The 20,604-nt window shown below is 48.9% G+C and carries 38 protein-coding genes; 7 read left to right on the top strand and 31 right to left on the bottom strand.

What is annotated here, in order from left to right:
* Positions 1-8: 8 nt before the first annotated feature.
* The 31 genes from ACQG22_RS16030 to ACQG22_RS16180 all read right to left on the bottom strand — a co-directional run bounded on the left by ACQG22_RS16030 (position 9) and on the right by ACQG22_RS16180 (position 17,850).
* A complete protein-coding gene (locus tag ACQG22_RS16030; RefSeq protein WP_369706859.1) occupies positions 9-491 on the bottom strand; it encodes a packaged DNA stabilization gp4 family protein in 483 nt (160 codons plus the stop codon).
* A complete protein-coding gene (locus ACQG22_RS16035; RefSeq protein ID WP_069720295.1) occupies positions 466-651 on the bottom strand; it encodes a hypothetical protein in 186 nt (61 codons plus the stop codon). Before ACQG22_RS16035 ends, ACQG22_RS16030 begins: the two co-directional genes overlap by 26 nt.
* 271 nt (positions 652-922) lie before the next feature.
* Positions 923-2,194 (bottom strand): P22 phage major capsid protein family protein, encoded by a 1,272-nt coding sequence (locus ACQG22_RS16040; protein WP_369706860.1) that lies wholly within the window; start codon positions 2,192-2,194, stop codon positions 923-925.
* Between the two features lie 12 nt (positions 2,195-2,206).
* Positions 2,207-3,088, bottom strand: a complete 882-nt coding sequence (locus tag ACQG22_RS16045) for a phage capsid protein (protein WP_369706861.1) — start codon at positions 3,086-3,088, stop codon at positions 2,207-2,209.
* A 13-nt stretch (positions 3,089-3,101) separates the two neighbouring features.
* Positions 3,102-5,228: a portal protein gene (locus tag ACQG22_RS16050; RefSeq protein WP_369706862.1), complete on the bottom strand. Its 2,127-nt coding sequence runs from the start codon at positions 5,226-5,228 to the stop codon at positions 3,102-3,104.
* Positions 5,229-5,230: 2 nt separating this feature from the next.
* Entirely contained in the window at positions 5,231-6,691 is a 1,461-nt protein-coding gene (locus tag ACQG22_RS16055; protein ID WP_369706863.1) for a terminase large subunit domain-containing protein, read from the bottom strand.
* A complete protein-coding gene (locus ACQG22_RS16060) occupies positions 6,642-7,181 on the bottom strand; it encodes a helix-turn-helix domain-containing protein (protein WP_369706864.1) in 540 nt (179 codons plus the stop codon). The genes ACQG22_RS16055 and ACQG22_RS16060 overlap by 50 nt, the downstream gene beginning before the upstream one ends.
* An 8-nt stretch (positions 7,182-7,189) precedes the next feature.
* Entirely contained in the window at positions 7,190-7,522 is a 333-nt protein-coding gene (locus tag ACQG22_RS16065; RefSeq protein WP_248173898.1) for a DUF1737 domain-containing protein, read from the bottom strand.
* Positions 7,523-7,525: 3 nt separating this feature from the next.
* A complete protein-coding gene (locus ACQG22_RS16070; RefSeq protein WP_369706865.1) occupies positions 7,526-7,768 on the bottom strand; it encodes a DUF2560 family protein in 243 nt (80 codons plus the stop codon).
* A gap of 238 nt (positions 7,769-8,006) precedes the next feature.
* A complete protein-coding gene (locus tag ACQG22_RS16075) occupies positions 8,007-8,465 on the bottom strand; it encodes a lysis protein (RefSeq protein WP_369706866.1) in 459 nt (152 codons plus the stop codon).
* Positions 8,462-8,899 carry a lysozyme gene (locus ACQG22_RS16080; protein WP_369706898.1) on the bottom strand — a complete coding sequence of 146 codons (438 nt, stop codon included), beginning with the start codon at positions 8,897-8,899 and terminating at the stop codon, positions 8,462-8,464. The genes ACQG22_RS16075 and ACQG22_RS16080 overlap by 4 nt, the downstream gene beginning before the upstream one ends.
* Positions 8,883-9,206, bottom strand: coding sequence for a phage holin, lambda family (locus ACQG22_RS16085; RefSeq protein WP_105583291.1), 324 nt, complete (start codon positions 9,204-9,206; stop codon positions 8,883-8,885). Before ACQG22_RS16085 ends, ACQG22_RS16080 begins: the two co-directional genes overlap by 17 nt.
* A 449-nt stretch (positions 9,207-9,655) precedes the next feature.
* Positions 9,656-10,420: an antitermination protein gene (locus ACQG22_RS16090; RefSeq protein WP_369706867.1), complete on the bottom strand. Its 765-nt coding sequence runs from the start codon at positions 10,418-10,420 to the stop codon at positions 9,656-9,658.
* Between the two features lie 158 nt (positions 10,421-10,578).
* On the bottom strand, positions 10,579-10,761 hold the full coding sequence (locus tag ACQG22_RS16095) for a hypothetical protein (protein WP_369706868.1): 183 nt from the start codon (positions 10,759-10,761) through the stop codon (positions 10,579-10,581).
* Entirely contained in the window at positions 10,749-11,015 is a 267-nt protein-coding gene (locus ACQG22_RS16100; RefSeq protein ID WP_063448341.1) for a hypothetical protein, read from the bottom strand. Before ACQG22_RS16100 ends, ACQG22_RS16095 begins: the two co-directional genes overlap by 13 nt.
* Entirely contained in the window at positions 11,012-11,236 is a 225-nt protein-coding gene (locus ACQG22_RS16105) for a protein ninY (protein WP_369706869.1), read from the bottom strand. The genes ACQG22_RS16100 and ACQG22_RS16105 overlap by 4 nt, the downstream gene beginning before the upstream one ends.
* Positions 11,233-11,595: a RusA family crossover junction endodeoxyribonuclease gene (locus ACQG22_RS16110; RefSeq protein WP_369706870.1), complete on the bottom strand. Its 363-nt coding sequence runs from the start codon at positions 11,593-11,595 to the stop codon at positions 11,233-11,235. Before ACQG22_RS16110 ends, ACQG22_RS16105 begins: the two co-directional genes overlap by 4 nt.
* A complete protein-coding gene (locus tag ACQG22_RS16115) occupies positions 11,592-11,882 on the bottom strand; it encodes a DUF1364 domain-containing protein (RefSeq protein WP_021241265.1) in 291 nt (96 codons plus the stop codon). Before ACQG22_RS16115 ends, ACQG22_RS16110 begins: the two co-directional genes overlap by 4 nt.
* Positions 11,875-12,180, bottom strand: coding sequence for a hypothetical protein (locus tag ACQG22_RS16120; protein WP_369706871.1), 306 nt, complete (start codon positions 12,178-12,180; stop codon positions 11,875-11,877). Before ACQG22_RS16120 ends, ACQG22_RS16115 begins: the two co-directional genes overlap by 8 nt.
* A complete protein-coding gene (locus ACQG22_RS16125; protein WP_368526246.1) occupies positions 12,170-12,346 on the bottom strand; it encodes a protein NinF in 177 nt (58 codons plus the stop codon). The genes ACQG22_RS16120 and ACQG22_RS16125 overlap by 11 nt, the downstream gene beginning before the upstream one ends.
* Entirely contained in the window at positions 12,339-12,671 is a 333-nt protein-coding gene (locus ACQG22_RS16130) for a hypothetical protein (protein ID WP_369706872.1), read from the bottom strand. The genes ACQG22_RS16125 and ACQG22_RS16130 overlap by 8 nt, the downstream gene beginning before the upstream one ends.
* A 204-nt stretch (positions 12,672-12,875) precedes the next feature.
* Entirely contained in the window at positions 12,876-13,313 is a 438-nt protein-coding gene (locus tag ACQG22_RS16135; RefSeq protein ID WP_369706873.1) for a recombination protein NinB, read from the bottom strand.
* A complete protein-coding gene (locus ACQG22_RS16140; RefSeq protein WP_369706874.1) occupies positions 13,294-13,533 on the bottom strand; it encodes a hypothetical protein in 240 nt (79 codons plus the stop codon). The genes ACQG22_RS16135 and ACQG22_RS16140 overlap by 20 nt, the downstream gene beginning before the upstream one ends.
* A 2-nt stretch (positions 13,534-13,535) precedes the next feature.
* Positions 13,536-13,724 carry a hypothetical protein gene (locus ACQG22_RS16145; protein ID WP_369706875.1) on the bottom strand — a complete coding sequence of 63 codons (189 nt, stop codon included), beginning with the start codon at positions 13,722-13,724 and terminating at the stop codon, positions 13,536-13,538.
* An 11-nt stretch (positions 13,725-13,735) separates the two neighbouring features.
* Positions 13,736-13,933 (bottom strand): hypothetical protein, encoded by a 198-nt coding sequence (locus ACQG22_RS16150; RefSeq protein ID WP_254665207.1) that lies wholly within the window; start codon positions 13,931-13,933, stop codon positions 13,736-13,738.
* Between the two features lie 432 nt (positions 13,934-14,365).
* A complete protein-coding gene (locus ACQG22_RS16155) occupies positions 14,366-14,821 on the bottom strand; it encodes a transcriptional regulator (protein WP_369706876.1) in 456 nt (151 codons plus the stop codon).
* A complete protein-coding gene (locus ACQG22_RS16160; protein WP_369706877.1) occupies positions 14,818-16,191 on the bottom strand; it encodes a replicative DNA helicase in 1,374 nt (457 codons plus the stop codon). The genes ACQG22_RS16155 and ACQG22_RS16160 overlap by 4 nt, the downstream gene beginning before the upstream one ends.
* Positions 16,188-17,000, bottom strand: a complete 813-nt coding sequence (locus ACQG22_RS16165; protein WP_369706878.1) for a replication protein — start codon at positions 16,998-17,000, stop codon at positions 16,188-16,190. Before ACQG22_RS16165 ends, ACQG22_RS16160 begins: the two co-directional genes overlap by 4 nt.
* A complete protein-coding gene (locus tag ACQG22_RS16170; RefSeq protein ID WP_045408365.1) occupies positions 16,987-17,145 on the bottom strand; it encodes a hypothetical protein in 159 nt (52 codons plus the stop codon). The genes ACQG22_RS16165 and ACQG22_RS16170 overlap by 14 nt, the downstream gene beginning before the upstream one ends.
* A 43-nt stretch (positions 17,146-17,188) precedes the next feature.
* Positions 17,189-17,470, bottom strand: coding sequence for a CII family transcriptional regulator (locus ACQG22_RS16175; protein WP_161656696.1), 282 nt, complete (start codon positions 17,468-17,470; stop codon positions 17,189-17,191).
* 107 nt (positions 17,471-17,577) lie between these two features.
* Positions 17,578-17,850: a transcriptional regulator gene (locus ACQG22_RS16180; RefSeq protein ID WP_369706879.1), complete on the bottom strand. Its 273-nt coding sequence runs from the start codon at positions 17,848-17,850 to the stop codon at positions 17,578-17,580.
* A 75-nt stretch (positions 17,851-17,925) separates the two neighbouring features.
* On the opposite strand from ACQG22_RS16180, the gene ACQG22_RS16185 reads away from it, so the two are divergent.
* The 7 genes from ACQG22_RS16185 (at position 17,926) to ACQG22_RS16215 (ending at position 20,534) form a co-directional block, all read left to right on the top strand.
* Positions 17,926-18,687, top strand: coding sequence for a S24 family peptidase (locus tag ACQG22_RS16185; RefSeq protein WP_369706880.1), 762 nt, complete (start codon positions 17,926-17,928; stop codon positions 18,685-18,687).
* 380 nt (positions 18,688-19,067) lie between these two features.
* Entirely contained in the window at positions 19,068-19,433 is a 366-nt protein-coding gene (locus ACQG22_RS16190) for an antitermination protein (RefSeq protein WP_369706881.1), read from the top strand.
* A gap of 2 nt (positions 19,434-19,435) precedes the next feature.
* Positions 19,436-19,681: a hypothetical protein gene (locus ACQG22_RS16195; RefSeq protein ID WP_369706882.1), complete on the top strand. Its 246-nt coding sequence runs from the start codon at positions 19,436-19,438 to the stop codon at positions 19,679-19,681.
* Positions 19,682-19,729: 48 nt separating this feature from the next.
* Positions 19,730-19,864: a hypothetical protein gene (locus ACQG22_RS16200; protein WP_256124487.1), complete on the top strand. Its 135-nt coding sequence runs from the start codon at positions 19,730-19,732 to the stop codon at positions 19,862-19,864.
* The gene (locus ACQG22_RS16205; RefSeq protein ID WP_369706883.1) at positions 19,864-20,073 is read left to right on the top strand and encodes a DUF551 domain-containing protein; all 210 of its coding nucleotides are present in this window, start codon (positions 19,864-19,866) and stop codon (positions 20,071-20,073) included. Before ACQG22_RS16200 ends, ACQG22_RS16205 begins: the two co-directional genes overlap by 1 nt.
* Before the next feature lie 195 nt (positions 20,074-20,268).
* On the top strand, positions 20,269-20,403 hold the full coding sequence (locus ACQG22_RS16210) for a hypothetical protein (RefSeq protein ID WP_063855077.1): 135 nt from the start codon (positions 20,269-20,271) through the stop codon (positions 20,401-20,403).
* Positions 20,388-20,534, top strand: coding sequence for a host cell division inhibitory peptide Kil (locus ACQG22_RS16215; RefSeq protein ID WP_129741367.1), 147 nt, complete (start codon positions 20,388-20,390; stop codon positions 20,532-20,534). Before ACQG22_RS16210 ends, ACQG22_RS16215 begins: the two co-directional genes overlap by 16 nt.
* Positions 20,535-20,604 lie beyond the last annotated feature (70 nt).

The raw sequence follows: 20,604 nt of genomic DNA on the forward strand, positions 1-20,604 counted from the left end.
TTGCTCACCTATTGATTTGGGACATCACCGTCAATCGGTGGCAGGTCACCAGGGTAGTAACGGTCTGATGTAAACACGTCATACTTGTTTCCCTGCCCAACCGGGAAATCACCTCGACGTCGCATTGATGGAACGACAAGGGTATCTGTCAGAAGTGCGTCATATGAGCGCTGAGCGTTTGTTTCTGTGCGCGGAGTAGGCTCCAGTCCGTAGTCTGTTATCATCCGCAATAGAAGCTGATAGCCAACAGCATGCTTGTATTTACGCGGCAGTCCGGAGTCGTCGTCCGGCAACGGTTCCTCACCATCCGCCGCAAACAGATATCCGATATCACCAGGAACAATCATCCACTCGGACATCATATCTTCGAGGTCGTGAATGGCATCTTCTACAGATTGAGGCTCTACATCAGTTAGCGTCGCATTAGAAGCCAGTGCTGGCTTTCTTAAAGCAAAGTTAACAATCTCACCCTTTGTTAGAGTCGTCGCCATTATCTGCCGCCTTACGTCCGCGTTTGGTTGCTGGCTTCAGGTCATCAACAGATGCGACAAAGCCGAGCTTTTCGTAAATCGGGAAGTCTTTCTCTACGATAACGGCCTGAACATGGCCGGCTTCGTTATCAGCGGTAAGGAATACGCTCATGCGATCCATATTTAGCTCCACATATAGTCTCGGTTGATGACCTCTAGCACTTTTCCGTCGCCATTAACCAGCCATGCATTCTGGTACTTATAGATAGATACAACATCGTTGTTGAATCTAACCTGGGCTACTACATCGCTAGTATCGAAATCACCATCATCAATAGTGGTGATAGATACCACTCCGGAGATAGGCCAATACTCGGCGGTTACTGATTTTTTCTGTCCAATCTTTAAGTACATATTCCACCAAAAAAGAAAGGGGCCGAAGCCCCTTGTGTTTATGGGTTGCCGAAGAACTGTCCACCCATGTGTGGGTTGAAGCACACGTAGGCCGGTAGCAAGTCGAAACGCATCATCTGCTTGTTGGCGTCACCATCTGCATATTTGTGCACACGGATTGAGAAGCCTTCATATGTGGCTACAGCAGAATCAATGCTGTGCAGTTTTGGCAGCGGGATTGTTCCAAGGCCACAGAAGAATTTGTTGTAGAACAAGTTAGGCTTCATAGCCTGGTTAGCGGTACCGATTACTGTTACTGCATCACCTGCAGCAACCTGACGGTTTACAGCATTGTACTGCGCCGCTGTAGCATCGAAGATTGGAACCCCTGATAGGGTTACGGTGACCAGGCCGCCAGCGGTTGAGTTAGCATCCGCAAGCACAGTTGCAGTGAAGCTAATCGGGTTAGATCCGTTATAAAGTACCTGCTTGCTCTGCTGGTTCAGCCAGTAGGTAGAGGTAAATTTGAGTTGGTCGCCAGCTTTCAGGAACCCAGTAACAGATGCGGTGGCACCTGTCAGAGTGACTGTGAACTGATAGGTATCTTTTACGGATACATACGTTACTGTCGGTGCGGTCTGCACGGTGAGCGTGCCGCCGAATGCACCCTGAGTACGAGACGCCAGGCCGTTAGACATCAGAGCGCGGATGCCACCGAAATTACCTGAAATCTGCGCATTTTCCCAAGCTGAGCGGATAAGCTGATCGCTACCATGCAGGCCTGACTGTGCATCTGCAAGACGCTGTGCCGCCCATGGGTCCATTACCGCATAGTTTTCACCTTCATTAATACCAAGGTCTTTCATGAATGACGCTGTTTGTGCAACATCAGACCATTTATTAATTGGGGTGTTAGGGCTTCCCAGCGACAGGGCGCCGTTGTTCATCATGAACTGCGCAAGCTCCGTCTCAAGGTCGGTAACAATACGCTCCTGAACCGGCTTGAGGATCTCTTCCAGTTTGTTTAGCTTGATTGCTTCTTCCAACTGTGTCCACTCCACTGGAACGGTAATGTAGTTACCGACACGACCAGTGGCTTTGCCAGAGATAAGGCTGTTTTTTGTCTGTCCGGTGATATCACCGCCAGCTGTACGGATTGAGCGGAACTGATGAGGTCGTTTGAAGCTTACACTGTCGCCAGTATCAGCATTGATTTCGCCAGCCAGTAACTGGCGGTCTACGGTTTTAGCCAGAACCAGGTCTGACATGAAACCTTTGAGGAATTTTTTCAGAACGATCTGACTGACGTTGCTGTCGAGATTGTTAGGCATTTAGCGTGTCCTTTATTCGATGATTGCGCCGGGGCAGTATTTTTGGAAATCGTCTTGTTTCGCATCAGCACCGCCACCGCGAACTTCCGGCTCTGGTTTGATGACTTTCTTTGGCTTAGGTGCAAGGCTTACTTGCTTGCTAATCTGGCCTAAGAGGAATGCTGCGCGAATTGGGTCTGTCTCAGCGGCTACACGCTGGCGTAGTTGTGGATTCTTACCGAGCGCATAGGCGATCAGCTCTGAACCCTCGTCTGCTGCATGAATAATAATTTCCTGCTGAATTGGCTTGAGCTCACTAAGAACGATGCTTTCCATTTCCTGGTAATCTTTCACCGGGAGTTTGGCGGCACGTTGTTTATGGGCTTCTACTCGCTGCTGGAAACGCTGCTGATATTCCTGCTGCTGACGTTCTTTCTGCTGCTTCTGCTGTTCGGCACGGCTCTTTTTCTCATGCCAGTCAGTCATTGCCTGTTCAAACGCTGCCTCGTCGTATTCGCACGACTCAAGTGTCGGCTTAGGAGGGATAACGTCTGTTTGCTGCTGCGGTTGCTGCTCTGCTGGCCTGGATTGAAGCTGCTCAAGCTGGCGGCGCATTTCCCGTAACTCTTTATCTTTCTCTCGGTTTGCCTTACGTAAATCTTTAATCCATTGAGGCGCAGGCTGACCATCAACGTGATCGTCATCCTCTTCCGTCAGTGGGATTTCTTCATCACCGACGCGCAGGGAGTATTCTTCCGGCTGCTCTTCGGCCTGTTCACTCTCGGTCTCCTCTTTCGCTTCCGATTCCTGGACTTTCTCCTCAGTTTTCGGTTGCTCAGTGGTTACTTCTTCGGCTGATTCCTGTTTTTCAGACAGGTCAATAACCTGACCGTCGATGATCAGTTCGCTTTCCATTGATTACTCCTGCTTAGCTCGGCATTGAGTCTGCCGGTGACTGTGGTGATGTAGGGATTTGTGATTGTTGCGATTGAAGGACTTCATTCAGGAGCTTGATAGCATCCATGACGCCCTGTTTGTTGATGTGTTCTGCCTGAGAAAGCTTGTAAACAACGTTTGCCTGACTTTCCTGTGCATCCTGTTGAGCAGTGAAAGCTTTAATGAGCGTGTTGCGAGTCTCGTTGTCTGCTTTCTTCTCTTCAGCTTGCGCTGCAACCAAATTAGCCTGTGCAATGAGCATTTCAGGGTTAGGCTGATTAGCCGCAGCTTGCTGTGCCTGCATGACAATCTGCTGCTCTTTCTCGTTTCGTGGCTTAACAATGCCAGATGTGAGAAGCTGGTTTCGGTTGTACTCTTTGAAGTCATCAAGACCTTCTCCGTCGATGTTATCCAGGATGATTCCCTGAATAGCAGGGCGCATAGGGTCGTTCGGCAACATCGTGCTGAGTACATTCGTCAGGACTGATACCGTCGCATCACGCCGCGCTGTGTAGCTAGGACCGACATCGACAGTGACATCGTAACGACCAGTGGAAAGGTCATTTAGTGCAACTACGCGCCCGGTCTGACGGTCGACAACCTGCGCATTCATCAGTGCGATATCATCAGTGCCATCCTCGTTAACAACGCGAACCTCACGATCAGAGCCGTAAACCTCACGAGCCATCGATAGCCACACTTCACCTGCTCGTTTCAGGCTCTTTGCCATGTTGTCCAGGTAGATGAACGATGCCATGTCAGAGCGGTTCATCAGGTTGTTAACAGTTTCTTGAGCAACGTTGCTGGGCATCTGCTGCATTGCCTGGCTGCCACCAGTTACTTCCTGAATATCTGCGCTGGTTTGCTGCAGTAACGCGGCTAGCGCCTGATTCATTACTGCTGGTTGCGTGTAACCTGCTGGTGTTGCACCTGCAATGATGTTTCCGGCCTTATCCTTCACTTCACGCAATGGAAGGAATGCTGGTCGCTTCTTATTGCGAGCCTCCCAGTGCTTCTCAAGGCCTCTTATCTGCTCCATGCCGACGATAGGAATCTGCCCCGGGTCTTGCGCTGCTGTGTCAGCCAACATCGAAACCTGAAGATTGTAGAGGCGCTGCGGGTCCATCGCTTTTGCAATATGTCCCTCGACACGCTCGATGTCGTCAATGAACCAGCGCTTGCCATACACAGGGATAAGCGGGATATGCTCACCAGGAATGCGTCGTGGCTTCTCAAGGAAGTTCTGTCCGTCAACCACTGATACGTAGACACGGCGACGTTTAACAGAGCGACGCGCAACCTCCTGGAATCCAGCAATTGCCAGTTCGTCTTCGATATCTTCAACCTGATCGCTGTCGTATGTGGCAATTTCACCAGTTAGCGGCTGGCGATAACTGATTACGTCGACTGATTCCTTTCGCACCTCGTAGTATTTCGCGATGTACACAACTTCAGGCTCGAACCAGTCATATTCCCAACTGGTCATCGTCGTTACATCTAGCGATGCTGGAGGTGTCTTGCCATACTCAGCTTCGTACTTCTCTGGCGATAGCGAGTACATGCAGAACGCCCACATAGCGTCTGACTTGTCGTACTTCTTCGCGTCAGGGTCGAACCAGACAGAGCGTGACGGGTCGTAGATTGGCTCGATAGCGATGCGCTGACGCTCATCCATCGGGTCGTATTCATTGACCAGCATCGAGGTTAATCGGAAGCAACCAAATCCACCTGTTGCTGCGTCATCAAATGCGTTATCGCATGCTTCACCGCCATCCGTCTCTTCGTAATCAGCGCGGAACAGGCCATTCAGCTTGTTCGCTAACTCTTCGCTCGCCTCTTTGTCACCAGGGCGAAACTTAACGGTGATGCGGTTATTTCGATACTCGGCGATGATGCGGTTAAGCTCTGTCGCTACCTTGTTAATCTCAAACTTCGGGTACTTCTCAAACTGGTCATCAAGCTTGGTTCCCGCTGCTGTTGCTCCTTCCCATTGACCGCCAGGGACACGAGCGAATCGCGTAGCCTCAATGCACTTTTCGCGCACGTCTTGCTGCGGCGTATAGGCGCGGTCAAACCTGAGCATGATGCGCTCATGTTTTTTCTCTAATGTCTCTGCCATTTTCACCAACCGGAGGATGAGGGAACGTAGACATCCTCTTCAACTGGAGGATTCTTTATATCTGCAAAGCGGATTGCATAGCGACGCATCATGTAGGCGTAACGGACGGCATCGAGAATGTCGTCGCGCACCTTCACAATCTTTCCTTTTTCGTCGCGGTGATAGAAGTTGTACTCTTCAAAGAAGTCTCGTAGGCCTGAGAAGACTCTGAACTTACCTCTGCGCATCAGGTCGTATATCTCAAACAGGCCAGGCTCTACTGCCCTACTTCCATCTTCCCACTGAGCGTGCTCAGGAAGCATCTGGAAGCCAGCCTCTTCGTAATATGACTTCTGCTGTAGACCAGAGCCCTTCTCCGTCTGTAGGCCGTCAGGAGGCCATGCAGTAGGCACGTTGTTAGCCCATGCTTTAACGGCGCTGAATGCTTCCGCTGGGGACACCTGCCGCGCCTTGTATGCGCGAGTTAGATAAAAGGCTTCGTTCTCAATATCCCAGGCCAATTGCACATGCGCCTGCGGGTGATCCCAGCCAAAGTCCATGCCGTCAATGACAAGCCAATGGTCAGGGATTGGAAACGGATCGCACTTAATAAAATCCTCGCCAAGGTCATAGATGCGACCATGTCCGAGCATTGGTATGCCCTTGGTGCGCATATCCCTCTGGTGTGGAGGGTATGATTCAAGCAGGTCTTTCTTAACCTTCTCACTGAGGTGTGGTGCATCATCCCAGCCAACGTTCATGCAGTGCTGACCTGATGATGGGTTATCCATAAATGCGATTACGAGGTCTGTACGTCCATTCTCAGGAGTAAACGTCAGGATGCCTCGTCCGCCATTGCCTTTGTCGCCAGTTGCTGTACGAGTCAGCACCTGCGGATAAATCGTCGCATCCTTTGGTTCTTCATCGATATGGAACCAGTCTACGGCGTCACCCATAAGAGCATGCTGGCCTTGCGAGTACGACCAGAACTGAATCTTTGATAGCTGGCCTGACTTATGCCTGATGTATGCAGAGCGCACTGCGTTTGGCGTGCCCTGCATTGGCTCGGTATCAACAATCAACTCGCCAGGGATTAACCCGCCATCCCAACCGTTGTCTGTGCGTCGTCCAAGGATAGGCGTCTGCAAAAGGTCACGGCATTTCTCACCGGAATATCCAAGACACCAGATGAGTGGGGCGTGGTCAAACTTATGCCCATCCCAACCTTCTGGGTAGTCACCCATTGCGTGGATGGCGTCAATGCCTGTTCCAGTATCGGTCTTGCCAGTACGGTTGGCTGCGATCAATGCAACCTGAGTGAATTGAGATGTTGCTGCGATGAATTTCTTTTGCCATGGATAGCGTGATTTGTAGAAGCGCTTGTAGCGGTAGACGTTTTCACGCCGCTGCTTTTCTTCGAGAAGTTGAATTAGCTCAATCTTCTGCTCTCTGCTCAGATTGTGCCGAGGCGGAAGCTTGTCCATTTTCTAACTCCGTAAGTCTTCGATCAATTTCATCGTCACTTAGATTTTCGAAATGATGGGTATGAGCCACCTCTTGCTTGTCGCGCCATTGATCTTTCTGTCTATTCTTCAGCCAGAATATTGCAGCCGTGGTATCAGCTGGCGCATGGCGCTCAACATCTGCCACCTCGATTTCTTCTTTGTCTCTATCGACCTTTATCTTGAACGCCTGTTGCTCAACGTAGTTGTATCCAGTTGCCTTTTGGTACAGGCTTCTTACCACTCGCTCATCTGCAATACCCTTGGCGGCTTTTATGGAGTTGCAAAACTCTTCATGCTCAAGCTTCCAGCGATATATTGTTGAGCGATGCACATCAAAGAAATCAGCAAGCTCGTCATCTGTAGCGCCCAGCAAACAAAGCTTTTCTGCCTGCGCTGCATACTCAGGCTTGTACTGAGTAGGCTTGCCGCTGTTCCCTTCGGCATATTTGTTATCTTTGGGCGCTGCCATAAATCACCTTAAGCCTTAGTGAATGCTTGTGCGTACTCTACTGTGCGACCTGGCCCCATCTGAATGACACACAGGTCACCGATTGGCAGGAAACCTGCAGTAATCTTCGCGTTGCATTTGGTGGTGAAGTCAGCACGATCCCGGCTTGTCACGATGTCGTAATCAGTAACCGCCGTGCCGCCTGTTGCTACCTGTTGGAAGTATTCAACCTTGCTGGTAGTCGCGTGAACGCCCTTAATGCCACCATTGGGATATTGTGAAGCTGCGATGTGACCTTTAACCACCGTTACGAGGTTAGATACCGAGCCAGCAGTTGCTGCCTGAATAGCTGTAATTGCCATTTGTTATGCTCCTGTAGAAAACAGATCTAATACTTCTTTGGCTTCACGAATCGCCTTTTCAGTTTTAGCTAGCGCGGTCGTCTCATTGGCTGTCTTGGCATACGCATCTTTGAACAGCTCAAAGTTCAGCTCGTTACCGGCGATAAACTCAATGGCCTTTTCGGTGGCTGCCGAGTCATTCATCACCAGGCGGTAGACTTCGAGCTTCAGTTTCTGTGCATCTGTCATTTGGGTAATGTCTGCCATTGTTGGCTCCGTTGGTTGTTATCCCGTAGTGTGGATGAACGAGAGAATCAGGATGATTGATGAGGCCGCCAGTGTGATGACAGATGAGAATGCAAACGCGTAATGCACGAAGGTGATTAGTCTGTCTTTGACTGAATGCTTTGGTAGTGGGTGATTCAGAACGTCATCGCGTATGAGTGACATTCCGTAGAGCAGTGTTATTTCACGCTCTCGTTTTCTCATCCTTCGCCGAATCCGGTCATTTCAAACATTGTGACCTCACATATTCCTGCAGGTAATTAACCTGCGCGGTTATTTTGTCTATTCCACTTCTGAGACGGTAATAATTGAGTTCAGCATCTGCTGTAAGTCTTGGGCTTTCTCCATCGACCAAGCCGCTGGTTCCGGACGCTGACTTTGAACAGGTGGCGGAGACTTGCAGGCGCTTACGCCCAGCAGAAACATCAGCGCGGAGACTTTCGATAGTCGCATTAGCATCTGAAAGCTCCTTTGTGTATTTGGCATCGAGAGTTGCAACGTCTCGTTGTCGTGTTTGCATGTCGGTAATGGTCGCTTTTGCCAGAGCGGCTTCGTTAACCGCTGTGTCTCTTTGCTTCTTGTAGTCGATGGCGTTGTCACGGTAGTGATTAACAGCCCATCCAAGCGACACAATGATGCAGGAGATTACAGCAATGATGATTGCGGTTAGTCTGCTCATGATAAGAACAGCGTTCTTTCTCGCTGTCTCCGAGGGAGAAGGATATCGGGGTCATTACCGGCCTTCTTCCAGAGCAGGAATGCATCAGCAGCTGCCTGATAGTTCTTCAGATTGAGCTGGCGAAGCACTGTAGACCCTGCGAATGCTGTCTTGCCGATATTGAATATCAGGCTGCACAAAGCATCGTACTGGTTTTGATTAAGCGGAACGCGCACAAGGCTGCTGATTGCATCTTCAACCCATTGCAGATCACCTTTCAGAAGCTCAGATGATTTATCTGCTGTGATGGTCATGCCAAGAGCTACTGGCTTGCCGTCAACCTTCCCGGTATGACCAACACCGATTGTTGGTATGCCGCGACTGTCGAGATAGGCCTTGAGCTTCTCGCCTTCTTCATGTTTGAGTTTGGTGATTCCGTTACTGCTGATTTGCATCATCGACTCCGGCTTTTTTAGCAGCGAAGCGTTTGATTAGCGCACCGATCGAGTCAGTACCAATGTAACCGATGAACACACTTGCGATATAGGCAAGGTTGCTACTCAGTCCGGCGAAGTCGAGAAGGTCTCTCACGAACCAGGCTATAATGGCGCACATCGTTGCGTCGATTACCGTCTTAGTAAACGCACCGCCATTATATCTTCCGCGAAGGTACGCCATTGCAAACGCTAGGATGGCTCCGATGCCTTGTTCCTTCACCGCCATGAGAGCGGATAACAGGTCATGTTTTTCTGGCATCTTCATGTCTTACCTCACAGTAGTGAGGATTTGTTCAAAATTAAGAATCTAGGCAATTGTCTGCTGAACAAATCCGATCTATGGTCATGGCGTCTGATCAGACGATATGGGCCTCGGTCTTTGTTCGTGAGTCCTATCATGAGCAAGATGGCCGTGAGTTGTTCCACCAACTTACGGTCGCCCATTTTCACGAAGCCCGCCATTGAGCGGGTTTTCTTTTTTGGCAGCACTCTAAACCCGTAGCCACAGAGCGATACGGTGAGGTGTGTGAGGTCTGGTTGTTGGATATAGAGTGCTTTCAGAAAGGTCGTGCTTAAAACGCAAAAAGCCCCGAGCTATTAACTCAGGGCTATCGAATGACTGCACTACTCCATCATTGGTTTCAGATTAAACAAATATCGCCACTTTGTAAAGTGTGATTTTCTAGATTAATCCTATTTCGTAGAAAATAATTACTATCGAGTGACTTTGCTCAACATCTGATTTGCGTATTCCTCCTGCTTAATGCACTCACCAACCAGGCTTTCGAAGAAGTCCTTGTATGACCTGCGCCATGTGGTTTCAGGCACATCAATCACCGTTGCGCAGATATACTGGCGAACACTATCAGGCAGCAAACGAGCATAACCACGCCCATTGCAGCGGCCGCATGTTTTATATGCAGGAACGCCTCCCTGTAGAATTGTTTTCTCTTTGTCGACCACAATGCCTTTCCCGTTGCACTGGCAGGCATTGGTCAGCACACCCTTCCCTTTGCACTTATGGCAGAGCACCTTCACCGTTTCCTTGCGCTCTTCCAGGTATGGCTGACCTATGCTCTTCATCGTCATGACTTCAGCATCGACAAACTTCTTGCCATCACAACAATCACAGGTTCGTGTACTTGCAGCGCTGCGGGAGTAATCAGCAAATGCGAATGTTGCGAGCACTTGCATTACTTTTTTCTTAATATCATTTTCGAGCTTACGTAAGGCTGCAACCTTATCGCAGTGCTCAAGTGCATATTGGGTCAGCAGTTCAATAGCTTTCTCACGGTCATTGCTGCTGATTTCCATCTTCCCTAAAAAAGCGCTGTAACCCAACGTGGCGCGACTTTGTGTCATCCCCATGGCAGCCATCACATCAGTACCAGTTAACGTCTCTGAGGACGTTGCACGCGGCGTATCGTTTATCTGCGTAGACTTCGCGAAGTGAAACTTAACTGCATTTTCCAGATTCATCGTGAAATTCTCCAGATTGTGTATGGCCAGGCGATGCCAGCGAAAAGTGATATCCATTTGAGGTTGGTTTTATAGCCAAGCTCTTTCTGTCTGGTGTGCGTGTATTCAGTGGTCATTCCGGCCATGAACGCATAGGCGATCATAAATAGAGTAAACATCTAGGCAGCCTCCGGACCGTCTGGTTTATTCAACCCTAAGCGATTAACCAGCTCGCGACGACGCTCTACCAGTAAACATATTGCCCTTTCCGCATCTGCAATCTGCGCATCAATATCCTTGAGCTTCTCCATGTCTGCGTGACGCTGCCATTTGACCTGCTGGATGTTGGTTACTGAGCACATACTGGTTCTCCTACTAAGCTGTCTAACTGGCGACGCATCATCTTCAGTGCTCCATCAGGGAATGGCTGACGGGCTAAACCGGCGAAAATGGCGCGGATTTTCTTGTCTCGGATGCGCTTGAGTAACTCGGTTACTGTCGCGCGTATGGTGGCGTTAATCTTGCGGTCTTCGAGCTGTGCGAATCGAACGGATAACTCCACTGTAACCAGCGCATCCAGATACTCTTCACAGACCTCTCTGCTTATGTCTGTCATGATGCCTCCTGCATAACCTGCTCGTGATTCAGATACAGACCCCAGCAACTGACAAGCAAACGTGCTCTCACCACCGCTCTCTCTTCGTTGCACCACCGGCAGAACCAGTTAACCGCACCTTCAATTTCCTGCTTAACCTTGCCGACATTTTCGAAATGAAGCGGATAGACAACATCATCGAAAATTGCCGCTGTGGTCATTGGGTATTGGATTTTTCTCATGCTGCCTCCAGTTCAGTGATGATGATTTCAAGCATCCCGCCCTTCACAACTCCGCAGCGCACCATGCGAACGTCATCAATGAGGCTGTCGTCTGCGATAACGCCAGCTTTGGTGAGAGAATCGAGAGGTGCTTTGAAGAGGTTGTCCAGGTCACGCCGGGCGCGTGTAGGTGGATATGCGAGGATTTTTACTTTCAGCCTGCCGGCCAGTTGGTATTGCTGATTTGCTTTGATAATTTGCTGCGTTACTACTTCCGTGTACTCCCTTCCCTTTTTACTTTTTATCTTTCGCCCTCGGAACACAGAGAAGAGATGGTTGTTCCCGGGAGGCCAAGGCAGTTCTATTCGATATTCATTCATCGCTTCACCTTGCCCTCTTTCAATAAGGCGTCTTGTGTTCGAATAACGCCTTCCAGGTGCGCTATGCGAGCCTGAGTGACATCGCATCTCCTGGTGCGTCGGTCTATCTCATCGTGACAAGCTGAGCACGCCCATGCACCAAACAAATCATCTGGTTTCATTCCGGTTCCACAAATACCAACCATGCGGTAATGCGCGAGTACTACTGTTTCAGGATTGCCATTGCAAATTCCTGGCAGCCTGACCTGGCATTCCCTGCCCCGCGCTTCTTTTCGAAGGTTAGCCATTGGTAAGCTCCTTCTGTCGCTCATCTTCGTGAGAGAAGTCTTCTCCGTCGATTGGCATTAGGTTTACTGGTGATAACGCACCCCATCCATACTCACCATTAGGCTGTGTTACATCTCCGGTAACAATCCATGAATACCCTTCCATATCCTGTATCCATATGCGATCGTTAATTGGTGATTTGAATAGCTCGCCTTCATTAACCAACTGATCAAGCTGCACACATTTGCCGTTGTAATGCGCGTATTGTTTAAGTCCGATGATTATTGCTAACCCGCCAGCGCGTAACTCACTCATCATCTTCCTCCGTCATAAATCCGTTAGGGTCGCGATACGCTATTGCCAGTGAGGCGCATTCCTCACAGCAATGAACCTCGCCATCTGATAGCTCCTTCGTGCAGCCTGCGCACAACGTTCTGCGTATGCTCTGCTGCTCGTAGGATTGGGCTTCTGATTGGCTAAGCATGTTTGGCGTCCATCATGTTGAGGTAAATAATGGCGACAGCCCTCAGTGGGTTTCTGTGCTTAGCCACTTCACCAGGATCAATCCATGCAGCCCAAACTGTTTTTCCTGCTGGCACAAGAGCTATCTTGTGTTTTTTCATCACAGGAAAAAGATGTTCTGCATCTCTCAACGGGTAGTAACCTGTTGTCTGCCATACGTTCCATAAGTTCCAAGACAACTGCGCAGCTGATGCATCGAGTGGGTGTATCTCAGCTCTGTATTTTGGTTTGAGGTAGTGAGCCAGTTTTACGCTCAACTCACCATCTGATAACTGTGAATAGTCCATATTTAGCTCCACATACTGTGTTGATACTGACTCCTACCCTTTGGCTCGCTGGCGTACTCTGGAAGCAATGCGGAAACCACCCATAACCGAGGGTCTGCGCTTAGCGTTCGTTGAGTTTTTACATTGCGGGATTGGTAGGCGGTGATTAATTGAGTTGCTTCTTCGCTTGTAAGGTCGTGATGGTGAAACCATGTCATCTTCATATCATGCCGCATCTCCGAATCTGGCTTTCCACTCCAGCGCTAATCTGGCTTCGTCAGACCACTTCACATTCTTCTCTGCACCGAATGCCTGGATAAGCTCCAGAAGCTCTGCAAACTCACTTACGCGCATCTTGCTGGTTGACTGGCCTATCACTACGAATCCGTTACCAGCAAGGTTAGGTACAACGTCCTGCTGCTTTAATGCTGCGGTGAATATGCACTTCCAGCTTTCAGCATCCAGCCATCGACCATGCCATTCGACCTGATGCGAGACATCACCTAAGCAGGCCCAAAGCTTCCGATTTTGATCGATGCTGCGGTTGCGTTCCTGGATGATTACGATGATTGGCTTGGTTGGGTCGGGGAAGATTTGCTGTATGGCTTGAATGGCGTTCTGCTGATGAATGGGGCTTCTAAGTTCAAACGTTAGTTTCCTCATGGCGAATCCTCATGATGCCAATTTTCATTGTTACCCACATGATTGTCAGTACAAGCAATGTTGAAGTGCATTTCTTATCTGGAAGAACGTCAGGTACATATCCAAAGTGAATGAAATTAACTACCTTGCTGTCGTTCTTTCTGGTCGTATGCCAAAGCTCATTTGAGACGCCAAAACCAATTGTTAGTCGACCGATAAGCCAGTATTTGTCAAAGGTCATACTCACTCCTTCACTTTGATTCCAGCGGCATAACCCTCTTTCCAGATTTCCCATGCTGTAGATATACCGCGAGTGTTCAAATTCCCTTCATCCCAATATCCATCTCCGTATCTACAACTTTCTACAGCAGCAATGGGAATGCGTTTTATTTTTGCGAATGCTTGCTCAAACTGCTTTCTTGATTCGTCCATATTCCTCTCCATCAATGAACCTGCTCGCCAATTGTCATCTTCACGCGCATCGTTCCATCATCCCATTCGTGAAGCATCTCGGTTTTGCCAACGCTATCCAGATAGCCACGTACAAAGCTGAGGCAATAGTTGACGCGGTCTTCACCTGCTGCGTGCACTGCCATCATTGCTTCATGAAATAACTTGTCTGCTTTCTTCTTGTTCATCATTCCTCTCCATCAGCGTGCTGGGGTGTTAGGTTTGGGCTGGTAGTTGTTGCCTATCAGCCGGAAGCGATTGCGTTCGATAAACATGGTTTGGTAAGGCCACTTCTTTGTAGATAATGGTTTTGCCAGCGTATGTATTGGGCCTTGCTTCACGACAACGTAATAGTCACCGTACTTAATCGACTGGACTAACTGACCTGGCTTAAACACTTCTCACCTCTCTCAATCTCTGGTTGATAAGCTCCCGCGACTTTCTGCGAGTTAGCTCTGTCAAGTAATCGAACTTGGGGAGAATTTCTTTTGTGGAATTGATGTAAACGTATCGAGGTTTAATTGATGCCTTTCTGCAAAAATCGCACATCGGCTCATCAGGAATAGGTCCAAACCCTGGGTTATGAACTGGACGTCCGCACCCATAACATTGTCTCAGCACAGTTACGCACATCGTCTTACTTCCCTTAATCTCTGGTTGATAAATGCAGTAAGTGGGTTAGCTGCACCGAAATTAAATACCGGCTTCTTGCTGTATACCCATGCGTTCTTGTGGCACCAGTCGCGATGAAGCTCACCGTTTTCATGAAGGTGCTTAAGCATCTTCGTAACGAGGCGCTTGTCGATTCCTGTTGCGGTTGATATCTCAACTGCCATTCCTGTTTCATGCTCATCCAGATAGCGCATGAGAGCTTCTGTGCGCTCATGATGAAGCGATGCTAACCGGTAGTACTTAATGCTCTTACAGATGCGATCAACCTCAATCTGGCCGTCTGCGATAAGGTCACGCAGTAGCAGGTTGATATGTGATTTCTGGCATCCGAGGAGTTTTGCGAATTGTGGTGCTGAGGTGGGAATGCTTGTTTCAAGGTGATTGAGTATTTTGTCTCGTGTGTTCATACATCTGCTCCTGAATATCGCCGCCCTTTTTGTTGGGGCTGGCTTGCAACTGTGCATTTCGCTCTGGCTTCTTCCTGGTCGCATCCAACAAAGTGACCATTTCGGAATCCCTGATACACAGTTCCAAGGGAGCCAAAGCGGTTTTTCGTCACGATGATTTCTGCGTAAGGTGCGGCCTGGCTGTTTTCATCATACACAGCCTCGCGATACAGCATGATGATTGAGTCTGCATCCTGCTCAATACTGCCTGAGTCGCGCAGGTCTGCGTTGGTTGGCCGTTTGTTAGGGCGTTTCTCGACTTCACGGGATAACTGGCTGAGTGATACGACAGGGGTTTTAAGCTCCTTCGCCATAGCCTTTAGGCTTCCGGATATGTGGGCAATAGCCAGGTCGTTTCGTTCTGCTTTCGGCTTCTGAATTAGGCCAAGGTAGTCAGCCATGATGAGCGACAGGTGGGGATTTTCCTGCTTCAGGCGTTCTGCGATCGACCTGATTTCCTCAACGGAAAGACGACATGCGTCTACTACCCACACGTCTAGTCCTGCCAAACGCTTCATTCCTTCTGCTACCCTTCCCCACGCTTCGTCGTTCATGCGCGTTGGGTTTCTCAGTGAGCTAACCGACATCATCCCGGCTCCGGCAATGCTTCTCTCGGCAATCTGCAGCGCACTCATCTCCATCGAGAAAATCAGCACTCCGCGTTTTTGCTCTGAGTTAGGCAAAGTCCTGCTTGCTACGCTTTCTGCCAGCTTGAGAGAGAACTCCGTTTTACCCATACCAGGTCGTGCGGCAACGATAATCAGGTCTTCAGCGTTAATCCCGCCAAGGATTGCGTCCAGTTCGTCAATACCGGTCTTCAGATTGTCTGACTCTTCACCGTTACGCAGGCGCTTATCAAGAGTTTCTGTGTAGTCGGTGATGATATCGCCAAGGTGAACTGGTTTAATCTCGTCGCGCGGCTTCCTGATGGCTGACAGGCGCTTTACCAGTTCGTCCATTGCCTGACCTGAAGTATCGATGGTTCCGTTCTCGATAGGGTCACGCATTTCACTGATAAGCTGCAGTACCAGGCGGCGATGATAGTTATCAGCGACCATGCTGGCGTAGCCTTTCAGGTTTGCAGCACTTGGACATGAGCGAGCAGTCATCATCACGGCAGTGGCATGTTCATCACCGCATTCCTCAGCGACCATCAGAGCGTCAATCAGGTTACGGTTGCGAGCTTGCTTGCAGATGACCTCAAACGCTTTCCGATAGAGCGGTATGGAGAATGCTTCCGGCTCAAGCGTTGCAAGAACGTCTCCAGCTGCAGGCGTTAATCCACCAAGGAGAAGTCCGCCGATAACGCTGGCCTCGATATCCTGTCTCATAGTGTTCCCTCACGAATTTTTGTTAAAACTTTAGGGCGAAGCAGATAATCAAAATCAGCGGACCAGCCGCGATCGTTATCGCCAAAGTGGAAAGGTCTTGCCATGCGCATAAACGCATTAACGTATGCCTTGAAGCCATCAAGGTTTTTTGTAGCCAGAGAGCCGATAAGAGTTTTCAGCTTGCGCTTTCTCTCAGCGTTGGCCTCTACAGCGTGAGGAAGCCTATCACCAACGATTTCGTTATAGGCATCCAGATACTCTTCATAGTTGATGCGTACAGTCTTTCGTCTTGCAGGTTTAACCGGCGAGCGGTCATCGCAAGATGACTGTGTGTTTTCTTTTCTTTCTTTCTTTTGAATAGTTTCTTTTGTGGTTAGCAGATTCTGCAAAGGTGCGTTAGCAGATTCTGCTAATGTTTTCTTAGCAGGTTCCGCTAATGTTAAGCACTTTCCGTTATTCTTTGTTTGCCACTCAGAAATGGTTGTGTTGATGCCAATTTTCCGCCCTTCCTGAACAAGCACCTTCTTCCTGATAAGGTTGTTTTTAGCTGTTGAGCAATGCGTGTAATGCTTGAGAATCATCTCTCCTAATTGCTCGTTGCTAATCCAGTCCATCTTCTTGCTGAAGCCATATGTCTTTCGCCATACGGCCATCACGATGCAAAGCTCAGTCTCTGGCAGACCTGAGCTCATTGTTGCTTCAAGCAGTTCATTGGCTAACCGAGTAAAGCCTTCTTCAAGCTGCGCCACTTTTGGCTCCACGGCCTCCAGCGGTGGCCTGTAATCGGACATTTGTTTAACGACGCCCATTCTTCACTCCTGCTTTGGCTAGTCTGTAAACGCCAATAAGACGCTCTGCGAACGCCCGATTATTGGCAGCTGTATTCACTAATCCTTCAGGTGAATCAGGGTGTCGAATCTCTTCTTTTTCCTGGTACTTTTTACGCTTTCGCATTAAAATATCTCCTGTGAATAAGTGTTGACGTAACACAGTGTTCTCAGGCCTCGAATGAGTTACCGCTCATCGGGGCCTTTTCTTTGCTCAGATAACTAGCCAGCCGCTTTGTCAGCTCAGCCATTTCCTCGTCTTCGATTCCATATTCCAGAACCGCCAGCATCATGCTCACCTGAGAGAAGAAACCGTTTTTCCACCGGCTTACCTGGTATTCAGGAATGCCCATGGCTTTAGCGAATGTCTTCTGACCCATCAGAGCCAGCTTGTTAAGCAAGGTCGATTCGATTCTCGCCGCCTTCTTGCTTTGAGTTGCAATTCCATTCATAGATAATTTCCTTAGTTAAATAGTTGGTTACGCATCGGTTGATGCGATTTGAAGTTTGAGGTTCGCTTTTCAGCGACGTAGGACGAGAGTCCGTTGTGGGGTGCCTTTTAGGCTGCTTTACTGCTCGCTACTTTCCGCACTGGAGGAAAGGCAATTGCTTCTTTTGTTACAGGCTTAGGGAATCGGAAGTTCAAGGATGCGTTTGCAATGTCACTTGCCTTCTGTGCGGATGCCCCGCGATATCCATAAGCCAGCTGGTCCAGGTTCCCAGGAGTTGTATTGGCAAGCTTCGCCAGCTTTTCCCAATCTTCCTTGGAGGCCTGTTTTCTCCAGCGAAGCAGATCATTCATCTGTTCAAACTGCTTAACGTTGGTTTCCATAGGTGCTCCATCTGCTAATGCACAACACAAATATTAGCGCCATGCTAAATTTAAATCAAGAGAGAGTTTAGCTTTATGCATATTTATCGCCGTGCTAAAAGATGGGATGATTTGAGCATGGACATAAAAGACATCAGGCGGACCAACCTCCGCTACCAGCAGAACATTGCTATCCGCAGTGGAATCACGAAAGCTGACTTTGCAGAAAAGGTCGGCACGTCACCCTCTACCCTCAGTCAGATACTGGGTGAAAAAGCAGTACGAAATTTAGGTGATGACCTTGCTCGCAAAATTGAACTAAACCTAAACCTTCCACATGGCTGGTTAGATCAATTGCATCCAGAGTTAGAGGAAGCCGAGAATCGTGGTGAGGCTAAGATAATCGGCGGGATTGAACCTTGGGATAACCAGACGTCACTGGATGATGATGAAGTTGAGATCCCGTTCCTGAAGGAAGTGCAGTTAGCTGCAGGAGCCGGAAGCACCTTTCGTGAAGACCATAATGGATATAAGTTGAGATTCGCAAAATCTACACTTCGAAAACTGAACATACAGTTCACTAACGCTGTATGTGTTGAGGTTATCGGTAATAGTATGGAACCGGTGCTGCCTAACGGTTCTACGGTCGGAGTTGATACTGGCTGCAAGGAAGTTAAAGACGGCAAGATGTATGCTATCGACTACGGCGATTTACTACGTGTAAAACTGTTGTATGCCATGCCTGGTGGAATGATTCGAATCAGGAGTTACAACAGTGAAGAGCACCCTGAAGAAATAAGACCATCATCTGAAATTCGAGTGATTGGCCGCGTCTTCTGGTCATCCGTAACCTACTAATACCTCCACAGCAATACATCCAACCCGCCTAGTGCGGGTTTTTTGTTGCCCAATGTAAATACACATCAGCTTTACGCTAAATTATTTTTCCTTCAAAAACATCTCTTTAGCAATTAGCGCTAATTTTTTAGCACAAAGCACTTGCCATGAATTTAGCATGGTGCTAATTTTAAGCCATCAACACGGAGCACCACTCACCAGGACGGTGAACATACAACGATTCAGAGATGAATCTACGAGGCTGAAAAGCCTAGCAACCAAAGTGAACTTTGGGGTGAATGCAGAAGCCAACCTTCTCGGCGGAGGCGCTTTGCAATGAGTACGCGACCGGAGTTAGTCGCCCGGCTGTATTCACCACCAAAGTTCATCAGGAGGTCACTATGACACGCAGAACAGCTTTCAATGGATCAGCATCGGGTCGTCGTCGTGAGCGTCGTGCAGCGCTCCAGAATGCGGTAACGGCAAGCTCAGAAGTAATGCATCGCCCCACCCTTAGCCGTGCGCAGATTCAGGCTAAAGGTAAACACGAAACACCTAAGCGCATCGAAGACGCCAAGCCGATCAAATTTATGGTGCAGGACGCGTTCTGGCATCTGGAAGAGTACAAGCGCAACCTCGAGCGAGCAGCGATTGTGTATGCGAATGAGTTTGGTCATAAGCAGGATGTGAGCGGAGCAGTGTGTCTGCCAGATGTGGAGCTGTACGCAGCTGGTCATCGTACAAGTAAACAGGTTACAGCGAGGTAATTATGGGTAAGCAGGTGCAGTTATCAGGGAAATGCACATTGAAGATTGACACCATCGTTGGCAGCTCAACGATAAATATTCCTAAAGTCAATCTTGAAGGTGAAAACAACGCTGATGCGTTAATTCGAAACGTTATCCACTTCGGCGTGATGCGTCATGGCAAGGCAGCCTTGCGAAAGCTGATTGAAGAAAAGCTCGCTAATTATGGCGACGAATACGAAAACAAAGGCCTGAGTTACGACGATTAACAGGCCGCATAGTCGGCCTTCTTTTGGCAGCAAGCCACAGAGGTGAATATGAACGCAGTTGAATTTACAAAATGGATGGCAGAGCAGGATATCACCGGCGCTGATGAAAAGGCCGTGTACTACATGGCTCTGCTATGGATTCACAAAGCAAAAGAGGCTGCAAAGGCTCTGGGGGAGGAGTGATGGAGTGGATTAAGTGTAGTGAGCGGATGCCTGGGAAGGGCGAAAAAGTCCTCATTAGAATTTCATGCAACAACCATTTCAACATAGAAAGTGGAGAATATAAGGGTGATGGTCTGTGGCTAGGATGTTGGTGTGATACGTACGGAAAGAAAGGTAGCGCGTATCAGGTTGCCCACTGGATGCCCTTACCTGAACCACCAAGCGAATAGCAGCTGATAGCTAATTCTCTGAGTTAGCTATTGGGTGTAATACCGCACCGTACTATCGGAGACGATTCGATAGCGTCTGATTAAATCCCCTCGTTTCACCTTTGCCCTCCACTGTGAGGGCATTTTTTAACTGTATATCAGTGCGCTCTACGAACGCAGCGCTATGCAATCACACACAACATAAGGAATACCACCATGATGCATTTATCGCTATCGGGTGGCGGCATCATGTCCGCCTATTACCCATCCGAATCCGAATTATCCAAACGTGTTCGCCGTCTTATTCGTGCTGCCCGTAAGCACCTGGAGGGTTTATGTCACCAGTTATAAATCACAGCGCACTCAAAGCAGCGCAGAGCAAAGCAGTCATTGCTCGCTATCTCGGTGATGGTCGCATGTGGCAAGAGGCTCATGAAGCCATGAAGACTGCAATCAATCACCCGTGGTACCGCAAATCATGAGCATTGCAGATACCTGGTCAGAAGATGCCTTTGTGCGCCTTATGCAGGACATGTTGAAATAGCAGAATGA

It is taken from the genome of Enterobacter cloacae complex sp. 309I3 (genome assembly GCF_050031595.1).
GTDB classification, from domain to species: domain Bacteria; phylum Pseudomonadota; class Gammaproteobacteria; order Enterobacterales; family Enterobacteriaceae; genus Enterobacter; species Enterobacter cloacae.